This is a genomic window from Pseudomonas sp. WPR_5_2 (assembly GCF_003634475.1).
GTDB classification, from domain to species: domain Bacteria; phylum Pseudomonadota; class Gammaproteobacteria; order Pseudomonadales; family Pseudomonadaceae; genus Aquipseudomonas; species Aquipseudomonas izuensis.
The window spans coordinates 236,754-255,373 of the sequence record NZ_RBLA01000005.1 but is presented as its reverse complement, the minus strand read 5'-3'; the positions used below and the strand labels follow the sequence as shown (position 1 = coordinate 255,373).

Annotated in this window: 24 protein-coding genes; 7 read left to right on the top strand and 17 right to left on the bottom strand. The window is 61.0% G+C overall.

The annotated features are described in order from the left end of the window. Window positions 1-44 precede the first annotated feature (44 nt). Window positions 45-899, top strand: coding sequence for an RNA polymerase sigma factor RpoH (gene rpoH, locus BJ917_RS19550; RefSeq protein ID WP_047534555.1), 855 nt, complete (start codon window positions 45-47; stop codon window positions 897-899). A gap of 204 nt (window positions 900-1,103) precedes the next feature. Here rpoH and mtgA read toward each other — a convergent pair whose 3' ends face one another. Next, the gene (gene mtgA, locus BJ917_RS19545; RefSeq protein WP_121104160.1) at window positions 1,104-1,826 is read right to left on the bottom strand and encodes a monofunctional biosynthetic peptidoglycan transglycosylase; all 723 of its coding nucleotides are present in this window, start codon (window positions 1,824-1,826) and stop codon (window positions 1,104-1,106) included. A gap of 74 nt (window positions 1,827-1,900) precedes the next feature. On the opposite strand from mtgA, the gene BJ917_RS19540 reads away from it, so the two are divergent. From BJ917_RS19540 to trmB, 4 genes are all read left to right on the top strand, one after another. Further along, complete coding sequence (locus BJ917_RS19540) at window positions 1,901-2,281, top strand: DUF423 domain-containing protein (protein ID WP_096514397.1); 381 nt, start codon at window positions 1,901-1,903, stop codon at window positions 2,279-2,281. A 71-nt stretch (window positions 2,282-2,352) separates the two neighbouring features. Further along, the gene (gene thiS, locus BJ917_RS19535) at window positions 2,353-2,553 is read left to right on the top strand and encodes a sulfur carrier protein ThiS (protein ID WP_007953386.1); all 201 of its coding nucleotides are present in this window, start codon (window positions 2,353-2,355) and stop codon (window positions 2,551-2,553) included. Between the two features lie 60 nt (window positions 2,554-2,613). Then, window positions 2,614-3,408, top strand: a complete 795-nt coding sequence (locus BJ917_RS19530; protein ID WP_121104158.1) for a thiazole synthase — start codon at window positions 2,614-2,616, stop codon at window positions 3,406-3,408. A 9-nt stretch (window positions 3,409-3,417) separates the two neighbouring features. Then, on the top strand, window positions 3,418-4,143 hold the full coding sequence (gene trmB, locus BJ917_RS19525) for a tRNA (guanosine(46)-N7)-methyltransferase TrmB (RefSeq protein WP_096514399.1): 726 nt from the start codon (window positions 3,418-3,420) through the stop codon (window positions 4,141-4,143). 129 nt (window positions 4,144-4,272) lie between these two features. Here trmB and BJ917_RS19520 read toward each other — a convergent pair whose 3' ends face one another. From BJ917_RS19520 to BJ917_RS19480, 9 genes are all read right to left on the bottom strand, one after another. Beyond that, complete coding sequence (locus BJ917_RS19520; protein WP_096514400.1) at window positions 4,273-4,596, bottom strand: DUF3392 domain-containing protein; 324 nt, start codon at window positions 4,594-4,596, stop codon at window positions 4,273-4,275. A gap of 22 nt (window positions 4,597-4,618) precedes the next feature. Next, window positions 4,619-5,818, bottom strand: a complete 1,200-nt coding sequence (hemW, locus tag BJ917_RS19515) for a radical SAM family heme chaperone HemW (protein ID WP_121104156.1) — start codon at window positions 5,816-5,818, stop codon at window positions 4,619-4,621. Further along, window positions 5,815-6,411: an RdgB/HAM1 family non-canonical purine NTP pyrophosphatase gene (gene rdgB, locus BJ917_RS19510; RefSeq protein WP_121104154.1), complete on the bottom strand. Its 597-nt coding sequence runs from the start codon at window positions 6,409-6,411 to the stop codon at window positions 5,815-5,817. The genes hemW and rdgB overlap by 4 nt, the downstream gene beginning before the upstream one ends. Further along, a complete protein-coding gene (locus BJ917_RS19505; protein WP_096514403.1) occupies window positions 6,408-6,842 on the bottom strand; it encodes a DUF4426 domain-containing protein in 435 nt (144 codons plus the stop codon). The genes rdgB and BJ917_RS19505 overlap by 4 nt, the downstream gene beginning before the upstream one ends. A 25-nt stretch (window positions 6,843-6,867) precedes the next feature. Next, the gene (gene metW, locus BJ917_RS19500) at window positions 6,868-7,488 is read right to left on the bottom strand and encodes a methionine biosynthesis protein MetW (RefSeq protein WP_121104152.1); all 621 of its coding nucleotides are present in this window, start codon (window positions 7,486-7,488) and stop codon (window positions 6,868-6,870) included. Between the two features lie 7 nt (window positions 7,489-7,495). Beyond that, on the bottom strand, window positions 7,496-8,635 hold the full coding sequence (locus BJ917_RS19495; RefSeq protein WP_121104150.1) for a homoserine O-acetyltransferase: 1,140 nt from the start codon (window positions 8,633-8,635) through the stop codon (window positions 7,496-7,498). A 192-nt stretch (window positions 8,636-8,827) separates the two neighbouring features. Next, entirely contained in the window at window positions 8,828-9,415 is a 588-nt protein-coding gene (locus tag BJ917_RS19490) for a YggT family protein (protein WP_096514405.1), read from the bottom strand. A gap of 24 nt (window positions 9,416-9,439) precedes the next feature. After that, the gene (gene proC, locus BJ917_RS19485) at window positions 9,440-10,258 is read right to left on the bottom strand and encodes a pyrroline-5-carboxylate reductase (RefSeq protein WP_096514406.1); all 819 of its coding nucleotides are present in this window, start codon (window positions 10,256-10,258) and stop codon (window positions 9,440-9,442) included. Window positions 10,259-10,292: 34 nt separating this feature from the next. Next, complete coding sequence (locus tag BJ917_RS19480; RefSeq protein ID WP_096514407.1) at window positions 10,293-10,979, bottom strand: YggS family pyridoxal phosphate-dependent enzyme; 687 nt, start codon at window positions 10,977-10,979, stop codon at window positions 10,293-10,295. 57 nt (window positions 10,980-11,036) lie between these two features. Between BJ917_RS19480 and BJ917_RS19475 the strand changes: the two genes are divergently transcribed. After that, window positions 11,037-12,071, top strand: a complete 1,035-nt coding sequence (locus tag BJ917_RS19475; protein WP_096514408.1) for a type IV pilus twitching motility protein PilT — start codon at window positions 11,037-11,039, stop codon at window positions 12,069-12,071. A gap of 130 nt (window positions 12,072-12,201) precedes the next feature. Here BJ917_RS19475 and BJ917_RS19470 read toward each other — a convergent pair whose 3' ends face one another. After that, a complete protein-coding gene (locus BJ917_RS19470; protein ID WP_096514409.1) occupies window positions 12,202-12,822 on the bottom strand; it encodes a C40 family peptidase in 621 nt (206 codons plus the stop codon). Between the two features lie 249 nt (window positions 12,823-13,071). Between BJ917_RS19470 and BJ917_RS19465 the strand changes: the two genes are divergently transcribed. Further along, on the top strand, window positions 13,072-13,503 hold the full coding sequence (locus BJ917_RS19465; protein WP_096514410.1) for an NINE protein: 432 nt from the start codon (window positions 13,072-13,074) through the stop codon (window positions 13,501-13,503). Between the two features lie 111 nt (window positions 13,504-13,614). Here BJ917_RS19465 and BJ917_RS19460 read toward each other — a convergent pair whose 3' ends face one another. The 6 genes from BJ917_RS19460 to BJ917_RS19430 form a co-directional block, all read right to left on the bottom strand. Continuing rightward, entirely contained in the window at window positions 13,615-14,886 is a 1,272-nt protein-coding gene (locus BJ917_RS19460; protein WP_121104148.1) for a dihydroorotase, read from the bottom strand. Further along, a complete protein-coding gene (locus BJ917_RS19455) occupies window positions 14,883-15,887 on the bottom strand; it encodes an aspartate carbamoyltransferase catalytic subunit (RefSeq protein WP_096514412.1) in 1,005 nt (334 codons plus the stop codon). Before BJ917_RS19455 ends, BJ917_RS19460 begins: the two co-directional genes overlap by 4 nt. Window positions 15,888-15,914: 27 nt before the next feature. Beyond that, on the bottom strand, window positions 15,915-16,418 hold the full coding sequence (gene pyrR, locus BJ917_RS19450) for a bifunctional pyr operon transcriptional regulator/uracil phosphoribosyltransferase PyrR (protein WP_096514413.1): 504 nt from the start codon (window positions 16,416-16,418) through the stop codon (window positions 15,915-15,917). Window positions 16,419-16,512: 94 nt separating this feature from the next. Next, window positions 16,513-16,950, bottom strand: a complete 438-nt coding sequence (ruvX, locus tag BJ917_RS19445; protein WP_096514414.1) for a Holliday junction resolvase RuvX — start codon at window positions 16,948-16,950, stop codon at window positions 16,513-16,515. Further along, complete coding sequence (locus BJ917_RS19440; protein WP_096514415.1) at window positions 16,950-17,522, bottom strand: YqgE/AlgH family protein; 573 nt, start codon at window positions 17,520-17,522, stop codon at window positions 16,950-16,952. Before BJ917_RS19440 ends, ruvX begins: the two co-directional genes overlap by 1 nt. A gap of 192 nt (window positions 17,523-17,714) precedes the next feature. Beyond that, a complete protein-coding gene (locus tag BJ917_RS19430) occupies window positions 17,715-18,614 on the bottom strand; it encodes an energy transducer TonB (protein ID WP_121104144.1) in 900 nt (299 codons plus the stop codon). Window positions 18,615-18,620 lie beyond the last annotated feature (6 nt).

Here is an 18,620-nt window from a genome sequence, read left to right as displayed (position 1 = left end):
CAGTGCTTAACTGCACGAGTTATGTAAGTCGGAGGTTTTTTCGTATGACCAATTCTTTGCAGCCTGCATATGCTCTGGTCCCGGGTGCGAACCTGGAGGCCTATGTGCACACGGTGAACAGCATTCCTTTGCTGACGCCGGAGCAGGAGCGTGAACTGGCCGAGAGTCTCTATTATGAGCAGGATCTTGAGGCGGCTCGGCAGATGGTGCTCGCCCACCTGCGTTTTGTCGTACATATCGCTCGTAGCTATTCCGGCTACGGGCTGGCTCAGGCTGACCTGATCCAGGAAGGTAACGTTGGCCTGATGAAGGCTGTGAAACGCTTCAACCCGGAAATGGGCGTGCGTCTGGTTTCGTTCGCCGTGCACTGGATCAAGGCTGAAATCCACGAATTCATCCTGCGTAACTGGCGGATCGTGAAAGTCGCGACCACCAAGGCCCAGCGCAAGTTGTTCTTCAACCTGCGCAGCCAGAAGAAGCGTCTGGCCTGGTTGAACAACGAGGAAGTCCACCGCGTGGCGGAAAGCCTTGGCGTAGAGCCGCGGGAAGTCCGCGAGATGGAAAGTCGCCTGACCGGCCACGACATGGCTTTCGATCCTGCTGCAGAAGCTGACGACGACAGTGCTTTCCAGTCGCCGGCCAACTACCTGGAAGACCACCGGTACGACCCGGCCCGTCAACTGGAAGATGCCGACTGGAGCGACAACTCCAACCACAACCTGCATGAAGCGCTGGAAGTGCTGGACGACCGCAGCCGTGACATCCTCTACCAGCGCTGGCTGGCGGAAGAAAAAGCCACGCTGCACGACCTGGCGCAGAAGTACAACGTGTCGGCCGAGCGTATTCGCCAGCTTGAAAAAAGCGCGATGAACAAGCTCAAGTTGTCGATCGCCGCATAAACAGCGAGCAGGCAATAAAAAACGCCCCGATCATTGATCGGGGCGTTTTTGTTTGTGCGCATTTCTGTGTCGGCTGAGAACCTGTGGGAGCGGGCTTGCCCGCGATGACGTCGTGTCAGTCACCACATTAGTCGCGGATATACCCCTATCGCGGGCAAGCCCGCTCCCACAGGGATATTCGTTTTCCGAAACATTCGTGATCGTCTATTGAGACCACGGCGCCCGGCGCGAATCGTTGAGATCCACCAGATAACTGTCACCACCGAGCTGACTCATCTGCCGCCGTATCCAGCCTGCACGCCGCGCCACGTAAGAGGTTGGATGGCTGGCACTCCACACGCGAGGGTTCGGCAGTACCGCCGCCAGCAAGCTTGCCTGCTGCCGGGACAGGGCGCGGGCGCCTACACCGAAGTGATGCCTGGCCGCCGCTTCCGCGCCAAACACCCCGTCATCCCATTCGGCGCTGTTGAGGTACACCTCAAGAATCCGCTGCTTGGGCCAGAGCACTTCGATCAACCCGGTAAACCAGGCTTCCAGGCCTTTGCGCAGCCAGCTTCGACCCGACCACAGGAACAGGTTTTTCGAAACTTGCTGGCTCAGGGTGCTGGCGCCGCGAATCGTACCGCCGAGTTCGTTGTGGGCCAGGGCGGCCTGAATGGCGCCGAAGTCAAAACCCCAGTGCTCCGGGAATTTTTGATCTTCGCCCGCAATCACCGCGACTTTCAGGTCGTCGGAGATGTCCTCCCACGGCGTCCAGGTGCGTTGCAGGTCGATGGGCTCGCCGTCGAACCAGGATTCGATCTTGCGCTCGACCATCAGCGCCGTCCCCGGCGGTGGCACCACGCGGAAAATCAGCACCAGCAATACGCTGCCGCCCATGAACCAGAGCACGGCCTTCGTGAAACGACGGAAATATAAACGCAGCATAGAGATGGCTTGGCCGAACCCGTTGAGCGAGCCATTATACAGACCCTGTTGATCGCGTCTGACTGGAGTTCTTCATGCTGCGTGGCTTTTTGATGCTGGCCGCTTTTTTCGGCTTCACCGGTGTCGGCCTTGGGGCCTTTGCCGCCCACGGCCTGAAAAACCGTCTGAGTGCCGAGTACCTGGCGATCTTCCACACCGGCGTCACCTATCAACTGGTGCATACCCTCGCACTGCTGGGCGTGGCGCTGCTGGCCACACAGATTCCGGGTCGACTCGTCACCTGGGCCGGCGCCTCCTTTGCCATCGGCATCCTGCTGTTCTCCGGCAGCCTGTATGTGCTTACGCTGACCGGTGTCAGCAAGCTTGGCATCGTCACCCCGTTCGGCGGCCTGGCCTTTCTCGCGGGCTGGCTCTGCCTGGGCCTCGCCGCCTGGCGTTTGCCATTGACCGCTTGACGCTTATTGCTGACCTTTAGGTCACGATCGGGCTAGAATGCCAGCCCCAAAAAATGATGGCGGCATCCGGCATGCGCATTCAGTTGAACGGCGAATCCTTTGAACTGCCCGACGGTGAAACCGTTGCGGCCCTGTTGACCCGTCTGGACCTGACCGGACGCCGTGTGGCAGTCGAACTCAATCTGGATATCGTCCCGCGCAGTCAGCATGCCGATACCACACTCAATGACGGCGATAACGTCGAAGTGGTGCACGCCATCGGCGGCGGCTAGTCGCCTCGGCCGAGTGGCCACAGAATTCTGCAAGAACCTCACCCCTACAGAGGATTTCCCATGAGCATCGTTCGTAGCGACAAGCCCTTCGTCCTGGCCGGTCGTACTTACCAGTCGCGTTTGCTGGTCGGTACCGGCAAATACCGCGACATGGAAGAAACCCGCCTGGCCATCGAAGCCTCGGGTGCCGAAATTGTCACGTTTGCCGTGCGCCGCACCAACCTCGGCCAGAACCAGGGCGAACCGAACCTGCTGGATTTCCTCTCGCCGGATCGCTACACCTTCCTGCCGAACACCGCCGGTTGCTACGACGCCGTTGAAGCCGTGCGCACCTGCCGCCTGGCCCGTGAGCTGCTCGACGGCCACAATCTGGTGAAGCTGGAAGTGCTGGCGGATCAGAAAACCCTGTTCCCCAACGTGATCGAAACCCTCAAGGCTGCCGAATCGCTGGTCAAGGAAGGTTTCGACGTGATGGTCTACACCAGTGATGACCCGATCATCGCCCGGCAACTGGCGGAAATCGGCTGCATCGCGGTGATGCCGCTGGCCGGACTGATTGGCTCGGGCCTGGGGATCTGCAACCCGTACAACCTGCAGATCATCCTCGAAGAAGCGAAAATCCCGGTGCTGGTGGATGCCGGTGTCGGTACTGCTTCCGATGCCACCATTTCCATGGAGCTGGGCTGTGACGCGGTGCTGATGAACTCGGCCATCGCCCACGCCCAGCGGCCGATCATGATGGCCGAAGCCATGAAGCACGCCATCGTTGCCGGTCGCCTGGCCTACCTCGCCGGCCGCATGCCGAAAAAACTCTATGCCAGCGCCTCTTCGCCGCTGGATGGTCTGATCAAGTAAGAGCCATTGATGACTGAATCGAAAGACACGCCAATCCAGACGGAAGAAGGCGACGAGCGCCAACACCGCCGCATCAAGAGTTTCGTGATGCGTGCCGGGCGCATGACCGAAGGCCAACAACGTGGCCTGGAGCAGGGCGCACCGCTGTTCGTGCTGCCCCTGGCCGATGCGCCGGTGGACTTCGACCAAGTGTTCGGCCGCTCGGCACCGCGCTCGCTGGAGATCGGTTTCGGCATGGGCCATTCGTTGCTGGAAATGGCCGCAGCCTCGCCGGAGCAGGATTTCATCGGCGTGGAAGTGCACCGTCCGGGTGTCGGTGCGTTGCTCAATGGCGTGCTGACCCAGGGCCTGACCAACCTGCGGGTCTACGATTGCGATGCGATCGAAGTGCTCAACCGCTGCGTGGCCGATAACAGCCTCGACCGCCTGATGCTGTTTTTCCCGGACCCGTGGCACAAGAGCCGTCACCACAAGCGCCGGATCGTTCAGGCGTCCTTCGCTGAACTGGTGCGCAGCAAGTTGAAAGTCGGCGGCGTTCTGCACATGGCCACCGACTGGGAACCGTACGCCGAATACATGCTGGAAGTGATGAACGTCGCACCGGGTTACCGCAACCTGGCCGAAGACGGCAAGTGCGTGCCACGCCCGGCCGAGCGTCCGATCACCAAGTTCGAACGCCGTGGCGAACGGCTTGGGCATGGGGTTTGGGATTTGAAGTTCGAGAAGCAGTCCTAAGCTCTACGCTACAAACCTGTGGGAGCAAAGCTTGCTCGCGATAGGGGCCTGACATTCAACATTTATGCTGACTGTCGGGCCCCTATCGCGAGCAAGCTTTGCTCCCACAGTGTTTTGTGTGGCTTGAGGTCAGCGACGGTCGGCGACTACGCCGATGAGCACCAGAACTACCAACAACACCGGCGCCAGGCTGTAGTTGTTGAACTGGCTCAGGCCGCGCACGATCCATGGCGTGGCATAGATCAGCGCAGCGCCGCTGCCAATCAGGCACAGCAGGGCCATCAGCGGGACGCGCAAGGCGCCGGCGATGCTGCCCAGGCGTTGCTCGACCCAGCCTTTGAAATCCGCACCGAACAGCACCAGCAGGCAACCCACCAAAGCCAGGGCGATTTCCGAGAGGTTGCTACGGCTCCAGCGAGACACGGTGGCGAGCAGGTCGAGTATCAAATCCATTCGTTTTCCCTTAGGGCTGAATTCAGCTCAGAAATTTCTGCAGCAAGTCGTTGAGGAACAGTTGTCCGCGCTCGGTGGCCGCCAGACGTGACGGTTCGACCTGTAGCAGGCCACTTTGTTCGGCTTCGCGGCGGCTTTCGGCCAGGCTTTCCAGGGGTAATCCAGTGCGCTCGGTATACAGTCGCGACTCGACACCCGCGGTCAGGCGCAGGGCGTTCATCAGGAACTCGAACGGCATTTCTTCATTGGTCAGCGTTTTCTCGCCGGCCTGAAAGCGTTTTGCCGGGTTCAGGTAGTCCTTCGGCAGACGGGTTTTCCAAGTGCGGATGATGCGTCCGTCCGGATGGCTGAGCTTACCGTGGGCGCCGGCACCGATGCCGATGAAGTCACCGAAACTCCAGTAGTTGAGGTTATGCCGTGCCGGACGACCGGGCTGGGCGTAGGCCGAAACTTCATACTGGGCGTAACCGTGTTCAGCCAGCAGCGCCTGGCCAGCCTCCTGAATGTCCCATAGCGTGTCGTCCTCGGGCAGCGTCGGCGGCTGGTTCCAGAACACCGTATTCGGCTCCAGGGTCAGCTGATACCAAGACAGATGGGTCGGCTTCAAGGCGATGGCCTGGCGCAGGTCACTCAAGGCGTCGTCCAGCGACTGATCGGGCAAACCGTGCATCAAGTCCAGGTTGAAGTTATCGAACCCGGCCTGGCGCGCCATGCCAGCCGCTCGCACCGCTTCGTCGCCGTTGTGGATTCGCCCCAGCGCCTGGAGCTTTTCCTGCTGGAAGCTCTGGATACCGATCGACAGGCGATTGATGCCCAGCGCGCGGTACGCCACGAATTTCTCTTGCTCGAACGTTCCCGGATTGGCTTCCAGGGTGATTTCGATGTCGCTGGCAAACGGGATGCGTTGTTCGACACCCTTGAGCAAGCGGCCCAATGCCTGGGCGCTGAACAGGCTCGGCGTTCCGCCACCGAAGAAGATCGAACTCAGCTCGCGGCCATAGACGGCGTGCAAGTCCTGATCAAGGTCTGCCAGCAGCGCATCCACATACTCTTCTTCCGGCAGCACCGGGCTGGCGGTGTGGGAGTTGAAGTCGCAATAAGGGCATTTGCGCACACACCACGGAATGTGGATGTACAGCGCCAGGGGCGGCAGCACAGGCAAGGCCGCCCGAGGCGTTTGCGCGCCGCCGAAGATCAGTGGCGCGGATGATTCAATGGTCATTTCAAGCCCAGACGCTGGCGCAGCAGATCCATTGCACGGGCGCGGTGACTGATCTGGTTCTTGTCGCCGGGGCTTAGCTCGGCGCTGGAGCAATCGCGCTCAGGCACCCAGAACAACGGGTCGTAGCCAAAACCGTGTTCGCCGCTGGCCTGGGTCAGGATGCGCCCGTGCCACAGGCCTTCGCAGAGAATCGGCAGCGGATCGTCGGCATGCCGCACCAGCGCCAGTACGCAAACGAACTGCGCGCCACGCTCGGCTTGCGGCACGTCCTTCAACACGTCGAGCAGTTTGGCGTTGTTCGCCGCATCGCCCTTGCCGTCGGCATAGCGCGCCGAGTAGATGCCTGGCGCACCGCCGAGGAAATCCACCGCCAGCCCGGAATCGTCAGCCAGTGCCGGCAAACCGGAAATGCGCGCGGCATTGCGGGCTTTGAGGATGGCGTTCTCGACGAACGACAGACCGGTTTCTTCAGGCTCCACGCTGCTGAACTCGCCGATCGAGCGCAGTTGCACCGACTCGCCGAGCATGGCCTGGAGTTCCTTGAGTTTGCCGGCGTTGTGGCTGGCCAGTACGAGTTGCGTGAAGTTGATCATTCGCCGGGAAAGAGCTCTTGGTTGAAGTTGATGGTGTTGATTTTGTCACCGGTCTGCACCTTGATGTCGAAGGTGCGGGTTTCCTGCTGATCCACCGGGTATTGGGCGATGTAGTAGATCGCGCCTTGTTCGGTAATCTGTTTGAAGTTCAGATTCACGCTTTGGCTGGTCAGGTCTTTGACCGTGCCGCTGACCTGGGCCATCTGCGGTTTGCCGTCCTTGAGCACCGAAATATTGATCACGCCCTGATTCTTGCTGCGGGTAAGCTCTGCTGCCTTGGCGATGTCCGGTGTCAGGAACGTGGAGTTGAACGTGTTGTAGTGCACCGTCGTGTCACCAAAGACTTCCTTGCGTTCACCTTTGATCGCATCAGCGGCCACGGCCGTGACGCTCAGGCAGGCGGTGAGTAGAACTAGCGCTAGACGACCCATGATCATTCTCCTCGAAATTAGGTGTTCAGACCGCGACCTTGTGGTCTGCAAGCCCCGGGCTGCTGACACGGTAAATGCCGATCTCACCTAACAGATTAGGCCATAGCTTACTGGCCCACCCGTGCCGATGCTGTTGATCCACGGCCAGCCGATCAATGACCTTGGCTTCACGTTCGCGGCACAAGGCTTCAAAGTCGGCGAAGGTGCAGAAGTGGATGTTCGGCGTGTTGTACCAGGTGTACGGCAAAAACTCGGAAACCGGCATCCGGCCCTTGCTCGCCAGGTACCAGCGGCAGCGCCAGTGTCCGAAATTCGGGAAGGTAATGATGCACTGGCGGCCGACCCGCAGCATTTCGTCGAGGATCTTGTCCGGATAGTGCACCGCTTGCAGCGCCTGGGTCATGACCACGATGTCGAAGCTGTTGCTGGCGAAGTTGCCCAGGCCCTTGTCCAGGTCCTGTTCGATGACGTTGATGCCCTTGGCCACGCACTGGGCGATGTTGTCCGCGTCGTTTTCCAGGCCATAGCCGGTGACTTGCTTGTTGTCGCGCAGCCAGGTCAGCAGTTCGCCGTCGCCGCAACCGAGGTCGAGCACGCGGCTGCCGGCGGGGATCCATTCCTGGATGATTTCCAGATCAGCTCTCATGGCTATCTCACAACGTAATGCGGTTCATGTAATTGCCGAACGCCTGCAAGTAGCGCGGGATCGGAATCAGGAAGGCGTCGTGGCCTTGCGGTGCGTCGATTTCCAGGTAACAGACATCCTTGCGCGCGGCCATCAGCGCATCCACCAGTTCCCGCGAGCGGGCCGGGGAGAAGCGCCAGTCGGTGGTGAACGACATCACGCAGAACTTGGCGGTGGCACCCGCGAAGGTTTTCGCCAGGTCATCGTCGAAGTTGGCCGCCGGGTCGAAATAGTCCAGGGCCTTGGTCATCAGCAGGTAGGTGTTGGCGTCGAAACGTCCGGAGAACTCTTCACCCTGATAGCGCAGGTAGCTTTCGACCTGGAACTCGACACTGTGGAAGTCGTAGTTGAGCTTCTCGCTTTTCAGGCCGCGACCGAATTTTTCGCCCATGGAGTCGTCGGACAGGTAGGTGATGTGCCCGACCATCCGCGCCAGCATCAGCCCGCGCTTGGGGATCACGCCTTGTTCCTGGAACGAACCGCCGTGGAACTCAGGATCGGTGAGGATCGCCTGGCGCGCCACTTCGTTGAAGGCGATGTTCTGCGCCGACAGCTTGGGTGCCGAGGCGATGGCCAGGCAATGCCGCACACGGTCCGGATAGGAGATGGTCCATTGCAATGCCTGCATGCCGCCCAGGCTACCGCCGATGACGGCGGCCCATTGGCCGATGCCCAACAGATCCGCCAGGCGTGCCTGGCTGTGCACCCAGTCTTCCACGGTCAGTACCGGGAAATCGGCACCAAACGGCTTGCCGGTCTCCGGATTGATGCTGCTCGGGCCGGTGGAGCCGTTGCAGCCGCCGAGGTTGTTCAGGCTGACCACGAAGAACTTGTGGGTGTCGATCGGCTTGCCTGGGCCGATGCAGCTGTCCCACCAACCGGGCTTGCGGTCGTCGGGGCTATGGAAGCCGGCCGCGTGATGATGGCCGGACAGGGCGTGGCAGATCAGCACGGCGTTGCTCGCCGTGGCGTTCAGCGTGCCGTAGGTCTCGAAAATCAGGTCATAGGCCGGGAGCGAACGACCGCAGGCCAACGCCAGGGGTTCGCTGAAGTGCGCCACTTGCGGCGTCACCAGACCAACAGAATCGGGGGGGAAGGCAACTGGCATCGACCCTGCTCTCGTTGAAATGAGGCGTAAGTCTAAAGACCGCTGGGGTTAGCGGCAAGCAAAGGCCGGGCCTGATTTTTCCCAGGTAGACCGAGGCGCGGCATTCGCGAGCAGGCTCGCTCCCACAATGGAATGCGTATCCCCTGTGGGAGCGAGCCTGCTCGCGAAGAACGATGACGCGGTGCAGCAGAATCAGATCAGGCCAAACAGCTCCCGCGGCATCAGCGCGTAGTACGCCAGGCGCGGGATCAGCCAGCTTTGCAGCAGTTGCAGGGCGATAAAGGCGAAGATCGGTGAAATATCGAGGCCGCCCAGGTTCGGAATGATCCGGCGAAACGGTGCCAGTACCGGTTCGGTGATCTGCTGCACCAGTTCTGCGCCAGGATTGTGGCTGCCCGGAGCGACCCAGGACAGGATCACACTGATGATCATCGCCCAGAACAGGATCTTCAAAAACAGCGCGAAGATGCCGATCAGCGCCCATGGCGCCAGAAACAGTACATCGACCTGATAGCCACTGAGCAACAGGATGACCGCGAACAACGCCATCTGCACCAGCAGCGCCAGTACCAGCGAGGACATGTCCAGGCCGAACATGCTCGGGATGACCCGACGCAGTGGCTTGAGCAGTGGTTGAGTGGCCTTAACGGCGAACTGGCAGAGCGGGTTGTAGAAGTTCGCCCGCACCAGTTGCAGGATGAAGCGCAACAGCACAATCAGCAGATACAGGCTGCCCAGGGTTTGAATCACAAAAATGGCAGCGTCATTGAGTCCGAGCATTATTGATTCCTTTTTAAGTGCTGATTAGCGGCCAAGTTGCTCAGCCATCTCGGCCGAGCGGTGCGCGGCGGCGCCGAGTGCTTTTTCGACCAGTGCTTCGAAGCCATCGGCCTGGAACGACTTGATGGCCGCTTCCGTCGTGCCTGCGGGCGAAGTGACGCGGCGACGCAACTCGGCGGCGTCGACGTCACTGGCCACGGCCATGTGCGCGGCGCCCAGGGCGGTTTGCAGCGTCAGTTGAGCGGCGATGTCTGCCGGCAGGCCGAGCTTCACGCCAGCGGCGGTCATGGCTTCGATCAGCAGGAAGAAATATGCGGGGCCCGAGCCGGAAACCGCAGTGACCGCGTCCAGTTGTTGTTCCTCGTCCAGCCACAGGGCGGTGCCGACCGCCGACAGTAGTTCCTGGGCTTGCTGGCGCTGTTCGGCGCTGACCTGGGCGGTGGCGAACAAGCCACTCACGCCCTGGCGCAGCAATGCCGGTGTGTTGGGCATGCAGCGCACGATTGGCTGGGCACCGAGCCAGTTGTTCATGCTGGCGCAGGTGATGCCGGCGGCAATCGAAACCACCAGTTGCCCGGGTTTCAGGCTTGGGCGAATGGCTTCGCAAACGGCTTTCATCGCCTGGGGTTTGACTGCCAGTACGACGACGTCCGCGCCTTGAATGGCTTCGGCGTTGTCGGCAAACACTTCGATGCCGTGTTCGGCGCTCACGCGAGCACGGGTTTCATCGCCCGGATCGCTGGCGCGGATCTGTGCGGCCTCGAGACCTTTGGCCCGCAGGCCGCCGATCAGGCTGGCGGCCATGTTGCCGGCACCGATAAAGGCAATACGCGTCTTGCTCATGTCAGGTCCTTATAAAGAGTTGGGTCAGCCACGGTCATGGCTGGCCGTAGTCGCGGGCGCCGAACAGGGCCGTACCGATACGCACCCAGGTGGCACCCTGGGCGATGGCCGACTCCAGGTCGTGGCTCATGCCCATGGAAAGTGTGTCAAGCGGCAGGTTCAGGCTGGCTTGCAGGCTTTGCACGGTGGCGAAAGCCGCATCCTGTTCGGCGCGATCTTCCGTCGGCTCGGGAATGGCCATCAGCCCGCGCAAGTTCAGGCGCGGAAGGGCGCTGATGGCGTTGGCCAGGGCCGGAAGGTCGGCCGGGGTGCAGCCAGATTTGCTGGCTTCACCGCTGACGTTGACCTGGATGCAGATGTTCAGGGGCGGCAGATCGGCAGGACGTTGTTCGGACAGGCGTTGTGCGATTTTCAGGCGATCCACGGAATGCACCCAGTCGAAATGCTCGGCGATAGCGCGAGTCTTGTTCGATTGAATGGGGCCGATGAAGTGCCAGATCAAGGGCAGGTCGGCCAATTCGAGCTGCTTGCCCAGGGCTTCCTGCAAGTAGTTTTCGCCAAAGTCACGCAGGCCGGCGGCATAGGCTTCGCGCAGGTCCTGTGCGGGTTTGGTCTTGCTCACGGCCAGCAGCTGGACGCTGTGTTCGTCACGATGGGCGGCGAGTGTTGCGGCGTGTATGCGCGAACTTACCCGTTCAATGTTGTCTGCTATGGTGGACATTCAAGAGGCGCCAGCAGGTCTGAGGTTGGCGGCATTCTACTGGAATTGAGAGGTGCTATGGATATCACTGAGTTGTTGGCGTTCAGTGCCAGACAAGGAGCTTCGGACCTGCACCTGTCCGCCGGCCTGCCGCCGATGATCCGCGTTGACGGTGATGTGCGGCGTATCAACTTGCCGCCCTTGGATCACAAGGAAGTACAGGCGCTGATCTACGACATCATGAACGACACCCAGCGGGTGGATTTCGAAAAGCATCTGGAAACCGACTTTTCCTTCGATGTGCCCGGGGTGGCGCGTTTCCGGGGCAACGCGTTCAACCAGAGCCGCGGAGCCGGCGCGGTGTTCCGCACGATCCCGTCCAGGGTCCAGAGCATGGACGAGCTGGGCATGGGCGACGTGTTCCGCAAGATGACCGATGCGCCCCGGGGGCTGGTGCTGGTGACCGGGCCGACCGGTTCCGGCAAGTCCACCACGCTGGCGGCGATGATCGATTACCTGAACAATCATCGCCATCACCATATCCTCACCATCGAAGATCCGATCGAGTTCGTCCACGAGTCGCGTAAATGCCTGATCAATCAGCGCGAAGTCCACCGCGATACCCGCAGCTTCGCCACGGCCCTGCGCTCGGCGCTGCGCGAGGACCCGGATGTGATTCTGGTGGGGGAGATGCGCGATCTGGAAACGATTCGCCTGGCGCTGACCGCTGCCGAAACCGGTCACCTGGTGTTCGGCACGCTGCACACCACGTCGGCGGCGAAGACCATCGACCGGATTGTCGATGTGTTTCCGGGGGACGAGAAATCCATGGTGCGTTCGATGCTCTCCGAATCGCTGCTGGCGGTGGTGTCCCAGACGCTGGTCAAGAAAATCGGCGGCGGGCGTGTAGCCGCCCACGAAATCATGCTGGGTACGTCGGCGATCCGTAACCTGATCCGCGAGGACAAGGTGGCGCAGATGTATTCATCGATTCAAGCGGGCGGGTCGCTGGGGATGCAGACGCTGGATATGGGCTTGAGGGATCTGGTGGCCCGGGGATTGGTCAGCCGTGATCATGCGCGGGAGAAGGCGCGGTCGTCGGATAATTTTTGAGAGTGTTGTCGTGGTTTTCCAGGACGCCTTCGCGAGCAGGCTCGCTCCCACAGGGGAATGCAATCCAATGTGGGAGCGAGCCTGCTCGCGAAGGGGGCGGTATGTTCGATGCAGATTTCAGGTGCTGGAATCAGCGCTGAACAACCTGCAACGCTTTCTGGTCTTTCGGCAGAACCCGCTTGGCCACCACGTAGTGGTTTTCCCAATACGGTTTCTTCAAGGTGTCGATGGTCACCGACTTGCCGCGGCGAGGCGCGTGGATGAAGCGGTCGTTGCCCAGGTAGATGGCAACGTGATTGACTCGACGGCTCTTGATGTTGAAGAAAATCAGATCACCCGGTTTCAGGTCGGCGCGATCGACTTTGTCGCCATGACCGCTGGCCATGGCATTGGAAGTACGCGGCAGGTCAAACGTGGCGTCATTGAAGGCGTATTTCACCAGGCCGCTGCAATCGAAACCTTTGCTCGGGCTGCTGCCGCCCCAACGGTACGGCGTGCCGAGGACGTTGACGGCGCGGCTCAGCACATTGCTGCTTTCCTTGGTCGCCATGGGCGGAACCAGCCCGCTTTTGTTGCTGACCAACTGTGGAGCGTGTTTGCTCGATTTTTTGCTTTTGCTCGAAGGAGCAGAGGCATGGGATTTTGGGGTGTAACCATTAACGTTCGGAAGACGTTGCTCACGATTGGTGGCGTGGGCGGCCAGTGGCAATAATAGGCAAATGGTTAGCCATGTCTTGAAAAATGGACGCATTAGGCAAGGCTCGTATGGGTTAGCGCGCAACTTTATAACAGCTTTTTTTGGCATTCCGAGGCCGTTGGTCGATTCCATCGGGGTCTAACGGAACCAAACAAGCGGTAAATTGACGCAATTGTCCGACAGAAGTCAGGTGCTACAAGGGTTTGACGGAGGGGAACTTAACATTTGCCATACGTCGGCTGCTCGTAAAAAAGTCACAAAGATTTAAAGAATATTTATCTATCGTGTGAATCGAGGTCATCCATGAACACCTATCAACCCCCCGTCCCGCATCAGGACACCCACAGTAAAGTGATCGGATATTTGCTTTGGGTTTTCGGTTTTACCGGTGCTCATCGCTTCTATTACGGCAAACCGGTAACCGGGACGATCTGGTTCTTCACGTTCGGTTTGCTGGGGATTGGCTGGTTGATCGACGTTTTCCTGATCCCGGCAATGGACCGCGAAGCAGACCTGCGGTTCACTGCCGGTCCGATCGAATACAACGTGGCGTGGATTCTGCTGACGTTTCTCGGGGTGTTCGGCGTACACCGGATGTATCAGGGGAAATGGATCAGCGGTTTGCTGTACCTGCTGACGGGTGGATTGTTCTTCGTGGGGGTGTTGTATGACTTCTGGACGTTGAACGACCAGGTTTCGCTGCGTAATGCCCAGAATAGAGGTGCTTTCCAGTAAGTCTTCGCGAGCAGGCTCGCTCCCACAGTGGATGTAAGTTAACTGCAAGTTTTGCGGCCAACGGATATCCCTGTGGGAGCGAGCCTGCTCGCGAATGCAGGCAACTCGGTCTTATGCCTGGTGACTGATCCGTCCATCCACCAGGGTATAACGCACCACGCCCGGCAGGCTGTGGCCAATGAACGGGCAGTTCTCACCCTTGGACAGCCAGGTCTCACCGGCCACGGTCGAAGCAGCAGGATCGAACAGCACGATATCCGCCGCACCACCGACCGCCAGTTTCCCCGCCGGCAGGCGCAGCGCCTCGGCAGGGCCGTTGCCTAGACGTGCCAGCAACGTCGGCAAGTCCAGCAAGCCGTCTTCCACCAAAGTCATCGCCAATGGCAGCAACAGCTCAACACTGCTGATTCCAGGCTCTGTGGCCCCGAACGGCGCCAGTTTGGCGTCCCGCTCATGGGGTTGGTGATGGCTGGAAATGGCCGAGACAACACCGGATTTCACTGCCGCACGCAGGCCATCGCGGTCGGCGCGGGTGCGCAGCGGCGGCTGGACGTGATAGAGGCTGCTGAAGTCGATCAGCGCTTCATCGGTCAGGATCAACTGGTAGAGCGCCACATCCGCCGTAACTTTCAAGCCACGAGCCTGGGCCTGAGCGATCAGGGCCACGCCCCGGGCGCTGGTGAGTTGGCTGAAGTGCGCGCGTACGCCGGTTTGCTCAACCAGCAGCAGATCCCGGGCCAGGGCCACGGTTTCTGCGGTCTCCGGAATACCCGGCAAGCCGAGGAAGCTTGCGGTCGGGCCTTCATGGGCCAGTCCGCCTTCGGCGAGGTCGTGATCCTGGGAGTTGAAAATCACCGTCAGGTCGAAGGTTGCCGCGTAGTCCAGCGCCCGGCACAGGGTGCGGGTGTTGCGGAAGCTCTCCAGGCCGTTGCCGAAGGCCACGCACCCGGCATCGCGCAGGGCGACCAGTTCGGCCAGCTGTTCGCCGTCCAGGCCTTTGCTCAGCGCGCCGATCGGGAACACTTTGGTGTTGCCGGCTTCGCGGGCGCGGTCGAGGATCAGTTCGGCCACCGCCGAAGTGTCCAGCACGGGTTTGGTTTTTGGCGGGCAGCACAGGCTGGTGATGCCACCGGCCGCGGCGGCACGGGTTTCGCTGGCGATCGAGCCTTTGCGGCTGTAGCCCGGTTCGCGCAGGGCGACGTTGAGATCGACCAGGCCAGGGGCGGCCACCAGGCCTTTGGCGTCGATGGTGTCGACCGCGACGAAGTCGGCCGGCGCGGCGCCAATGGCGACGATCTTGCAGGCTTCTACATGGATATCGGTAACTTGATCCAGGCCGCTGGCCGGATCGATGACGCGGGCGCCGAGAATGCTGAGCTTCACTGAACGTTCTCCTGCTCGAATTGGCGCTGCGCAGTTTGTCCGCTCATGGCCATGGATAGCACCGCCATACGAATCGCGATGCCGTAGGTCACCTGGTTAAGGATCACCGAGTGCGGGCCGTCGGCCACCGCCGATTCGATCTCCACGCCACGGTTGATCGGGCCCGGGTGCATGACGATGGCATCGGGCTTGGCGCCGGCCAGGCGCGCGGTGGTCAGGCCGAACAGGCGGTAGAACTCGCCTTCGCTGGGCAGCAGGCCGCCGGTCATGCGCTCACGCTGCAGGCGCAGCATGATCACCACGTCGACATCTTTCAGGCCTTCGGTCATGTCGGTGTAGACCTTCACCCCGTATTGCTCGATGCCGATCGGCAGCAGGGTCTTCGGCGCGATCACGCGGATGTCCGGGCAGCCCAGGGTTTTCAGCGCCAGCATGTTCGAGCGCGCGACCCGCGAGTGCAGGATGTCGCCGACGATGGCCACCGACAGGTTTTCGAAACCGCCCTTGTGTCGGCGAATGGTCAACATGTCGAGCATGCCCTGGGTCGGGTGGGCGTGACGGCCGTCGCCGCCGTTGATGATCGCCACTTGCGGGCACACGTGCTCGGCGATGAAGTGTGCGGCGCCGGAATCACCGTGGCGCACGACGAACATGTCGGCGGCCATGGCTTCCAGGTTGCGCAGGGTATCGAGCAAGGTTTCCCCCTTGCTCGCCGACGATGTCGACACGTTCAGGGTGATCACGTCCGCCGACAGGCGCTGGGCCGCCAGTTCGAAGGTGGTGCGGGTGCGGGTGGAGTTCTCGAAGAACACGTTGCACACGGTCTTGCCGCGCAACAACGGGACCTTCTTCACCGCCCGGGCGCCGACTTCAAGGAAGGAGTCGGCGGTGTCGAGGATTTCCGTCAGCAACTCGCGGCGCAAACCGTCGAGCGAGAGGAAGTGGCGTAGCTGGCCCTGGTCATTGAGCTGCAGCGGGCGCTTGGTTTCTGGAGGCGTCATCGCAAGGGGGACTCTCGATAGGGCGAATTAAAGGGCGAGGTCTTGCAGTTCGAGCGTAAGCTCCGGGCCGGACAGCTTCACTCGTTCGTGGGCCGCCAGGGACAGGGTCGCACCCAACACGTTCGGGCGGATCGGCAGCTCGCCGGCGTCCAGGTCCAGCAGGCACACGAGGGTCACGCTGGCCGGGCGGCCATAGTCGAAGAGTTCGTTCATGGCGGCGCGGATGGTGCGGCCGCTCATGAGCACATCATCGATCAGCACCAGGTGCTGGCCTTCGATTTCGAACGGCAGGGCCGAGGGGCGCACTTGCGGGTGCAGGCCGTTCTGGCTGAAGTCGTCGCGATAAAAGGAAACGTCGAGCGTGCCGAGGGGCTCCTGGCTCCCCAGCTCTTTGAGCAGGGCCTGGGCTACCCAGACACCGCCGGTGCGGATGCCGATGTAACGCGGTTCGCTGATGCCACGGTGTTCCAGGTGTGCCTTGAGACGGATCGCCATCTGGCTGATCAGTTCGGCGGGATTGGGCAGGCTCATGGTTGCTCCTTCTTGGGCCCGAGCGAGCGTGTGCTTGAGGTGGCTCGGGTTGTAGCTAAAAAAGACGCGTGGCGGCTCTTCAGGATCAGGTGCATCAGGACTCGAACAGTGCGCTGTTTTCGTCGAGCCAGCCTTGCAGCAGCAGGGCAGCGGCGATGGCATCGACCGGGTTGTCACGGTAGCTGCCCTTCTGGCCGCCACGGGCCAGGCGTTCACCCTTGGCTTCGAAGGTGGTCAGGCGTTCATCGTGGGTATAGAAGGGCAGGTTGAAACGGCCGTTGAGGCGGCGGGCGAATTTTTCCGCACGGGCGCACATTTCGCTGGGCGTGCCGTCCATGTTCAATGGCAAGCCGACCACCACGGCGTCGGGTTTCCATTCCTTTATCAACGCATCGACCTTATCCCAGTCGGGAATGCCGTTCTGCGCTTTCAGGGTGCACAACTCACGAGCCTGACCGGTAATCACCTGGCCGACCGCAACGCCGATCGATTTGGTGCCGTAGTCAAAACCCAGAATCAGCCGCAGGGCCATCAGGCGTGCCCCGCCTGGCTGGTGAGCAGGCTGAGGTTGATGCCCAGGTGTTTGGCTGCCGCTTCGAGGCGCAGCTCACTGCTGGTGTTGAACAGGATGTCGGCGTTGAACGGGCAGGTCAGCCAGGCGTTCTGCGCCAGTTCAGCTTCCAATTGCCCGGCCTCCCAGCCGGCGTAACCGAGGACGATCAGGCTTTTGGCCGGGCCGACCCCATCGGCGATGGCGAACAGCACGTCCTGAGACGTCGACAAGGACAAATCGTCTTCCAGATCAACGGTCGCCTGGAAGGACTTGCCAGACGGGTGCAGGACAAAACCGCGATCGGTCTGGACCGGCCCGCCGATGAAGATCGGCACATGCTGGCAAAGGACTGGCGGCTCGATCTCAGGGCGCAATTGCTCGAGGATATCGGCCAGGTTCAGGTCCTGCGGGCGGTTGACCACCAGCCCCATGGCACCATTGGCCGTGTGCTCGACGATGTAGGTCAAGGTGTGCGCAAAGTTCGGGTCGACCATGTGAGGCATGGCGATCAGGAAGTGATGCTTGAGGTAGCTGGGGTTGACGTTTTTCATGAGCGCTAGTGTGGCGTTGGAGGGGCGAACTGACAAGCTGGGGATGCGCAGGAAATGGCGTAAATCCCTGATAACGACTCCGACCACTGTGGGAGCGAGCCTGCTCGCGAAGAGGGAGTGTCAGTGACATTAATGTTGCCTGACACACTGCTTTCGCGAGCAGGCTCGCTCCCACAGGGTGGATATGGGGAGTCAATTGCTGGAGAGGCGATCCCCGCGCGCAAATTTCCAGGTGCGGATGATCTCCAGGCGGTCGATGTCCGACAAATCGCCGGTAAACGGTGCAAAGGGTGCCGCCAGGCGCACGATGCGCTGGGCCGCCTGATCCAGCAGCGGTTGCCCGGAGGACTCCAGCACCAGCACCTCATACAGCGAGCCGTCGCGGTTGATCGATACCATCAGGCGCAAATTCCCGTAAATCTGTTGGCGACGGGCTTCGTCCGGATAATTGAGGTTGCCGATGCGCTCGACCTTCTTGCGCCATTCGTCCTTATACCAGGCGCCCTTGTCACGCATGGTCGAGGCGGCGCTCAGGCGGTGGATGCGTGGGCGTTTGGCGTATTGCTGTTGCTCGTTGGCCAGTTCCGCTTCCAGGCTGGCGATGTCGCTGGACAGCTGTTCAGTGTCGAACGTCGGCGCAGCGATCGCAGGTTTGGTGACAGGCTTGGGCTCTTCGGTCTTGGTCGCTGCTTTTTTCGGCTTCGGCGCGACGGTGGTCACGGCAGCCTTGGGCGCCGTTTCCTGAACTTCAGGCTTGGCCGCGGGTGGAGGTGTCACTTTCTGCACCTTGTTGTCCTGGAACGGCGCGACCTCGGTGGTCTTGGGAATGGCCTTTTTATCCAGGGTGCCGCTGCCTTGCTGATTCTCCTGAGCGAGAAAATCGGCTTTTTCCGGCTTCTTTTCGCTTTTGAAGGTGGCGAGGGTGATTTCCAGGGTTCTGCTGATCTGTTTGGGTTCGACCACCGTAAAGCCGACGCCCAGCAGCAGCGCCAGGTGCACCAGCGCCGCCAGAAACAGGGTAAAACCGAGGCGATCGGCCGGGCGCACGCCGCTATGGGCGAGTTCGGGGGGCAGATCGGACGGGAGGGTCATGACAAG